We start from the raw sequence: 2,069 nt of genomic DNA on the forward strand, positions 1-2,069 counted from the left end.
CTCCTGACGCAAATGGTGCAATCGACTATAGTCAATGGGAATGGATTGATCTTAATGGTGATGGCAGTTTTACCGGTCCTCAAAATGTTGGAGAATTAAATGAAGGAGGTTTTGGTAATGCGTTAACACCTAATGTGATTATTGATGGGCCTAACGGTTATCATAAAGAAGTTATTGTAAGCCAAACAGGATTCTGGAGAGACCGACCAGAAATAGCAAACCCTAATGGAGATTATACGATAAAATTGGTAAAAGATGCTAATCTGGATGCTGTTGCTACAACACTCGGAGCAACTGGTTTAGTAAAAGTGCTTCCATCAGGAGCAGGTAAAAATATTACCTCTAAAGTAAACCAGGCACAATTGCATAACGTTTGTCAAATAACAAGTCCTAGCAGTTATATTGTTACTGTAACTCCTCAAGATTTGATTCATCTAAATGCTGATTTTGGTGTTAATTGCAAATTAGTTAGAGACATAGTTGCCAATGACGATACTGCCGGTCCATTTCCTAGTGTAAATCAAATCACTCCAAATGTGCTGAATGTATTACCAAATGATACTATTGAAGGTGTAGTTGTAAAACCATCGGATGTTATTATTTCAACCGTAACACCAAACGAGTTCTTGCAATTAAATTCAGATGGTAGTGTTAATATTCTTCCAAATGCACCAATAGGTACTTTAACATTAGTGTATCAAATTTGTGAGGCTGACAATACCGGTAACTGTGATACTGCAACTGTAACGGTGACCATTATTGCTCCACCGGCTATATTAGCTAATGATGATACGTATTCTAATATTGGTTGTGGTACTTTCGGAATAGTGGGTAATGTTCTTGACAATGACTTCATTGGCACTACAAAAACTACAATAGAACTAGTAAACTTCACCTTATTGAGTGATACAAACAATGCTAATTCTAAAACGGATCCGAATATAACAATTGATGCTTCGGGTAATGTAACGGTATCGAGTTTAACTCCTGCTGGAACGTATACGTATAACTATCAAATCTGTATTAAAGCGATTCCGGACATCTGTGACACCGCAACTGTTACAATAACGGTAGCTCCACAAGAAGTAATCAATATCAACAGTACAGCTTGTAAAGCGGATTCAACTCCTCTTAACTTAGATACTTTACTTCCTCCAAACACTCCGTTGACCGGAACATGGATTGATACCAGTAACAGTAACGCTTTACAAGGTAACACACTCAACCCGTTTGGATTAGCAATAGGAACTTATACATTTGAATATACAATAAATGATGAAAATTGCCCAAAAAGTATTACCTTAACTATGGAAATAAACGATGATTGTAGTGTACTGGCCTGTCAAAGAGTTTTAATACACAATGCTTTCTCTCCAAATGGTGATGGTAAAAACGATTATTTCCAAATTGATAATATCGATGAAACAACTTGTTATCCTGAAAATACGGTAGAAATATACAATCGTTGGGGAGTATTAGTTTTTGATACTACTAATTACAATAACACTACCAATGCATTCGACGGAACTTCCAGAGGAAGAACAACGATTAAGCAATCTGATGGTTTGCCAACAGGTACTTATTTCTACATCATTACCTATAAATCGTTAGATGGAAATAACGTAGCTCAAAATCATAAAGAAAGTGGTTATCTGTATTTATCCAAATAAAAACAGACTTCCCTGAGATCGAATCACAAACATTGATAAAAACAATTGGTATAATAAATAACTGCTATGAGAACAAAATTAATTTTATTCGTCATAATGTTTACTGCAATTGCCAGTCATGCACAACAAGATGCACAGTATACGCAATACATGTATAACACCATAAACATCAATCCGGCATATGCGGGATCCCGAGGAGTATTAAGTGTTTTCGGTTTATATCGTACACAATGGGTTGGACTTGACGGCGCACCTGAGACGGGTACTCTTTCGGTAAATACACCTATAAACAATAGCAATCTGGGAGTTGGAGTTTCATTGGTGAGCGACAAAATCGGACCGACCAATGAAAACACTCTTTCTGCTGATCTCTCGTATAGCATTCAGGTCTCTGCCGAA

General features: G+C 36.8%; 2 protein-coding genes. Both read left to right on the forward strand.

Going from position 1 to position 2,069, the window contains the following annotated elements:
• A partial coding sequence (locus AB674_RS23125) for a gliding motility-associated C-terminal domain-containing protein (RefSeq protein WP_047779350.1) occupies positions 1–1,670 on the forward strand: 1,670 nt, incomplete at its 5' end.
• A 66-nt stretch (positions 1,671–1,736) separates the two neighbouring features.
• Positions 1,737–2,069: PorP/SprF family type IX secretion system membrane protein (locus AB674_RS21520; protein ID WP_047779351.1), on the forward strand; the 333-nt coding region annotated here is incomplete at its 3' end.

The sequence above is a fragment of the Flavobacterium sp. ABG genome (genome assembly GCF_001027725.1).
Lineage (GTDB): Bacteria > Bacteroidota > Bacteroidia > Flavobacteriales > Flavobacteriaceae > Flavobacterium > Flavobacterium cupriresistens.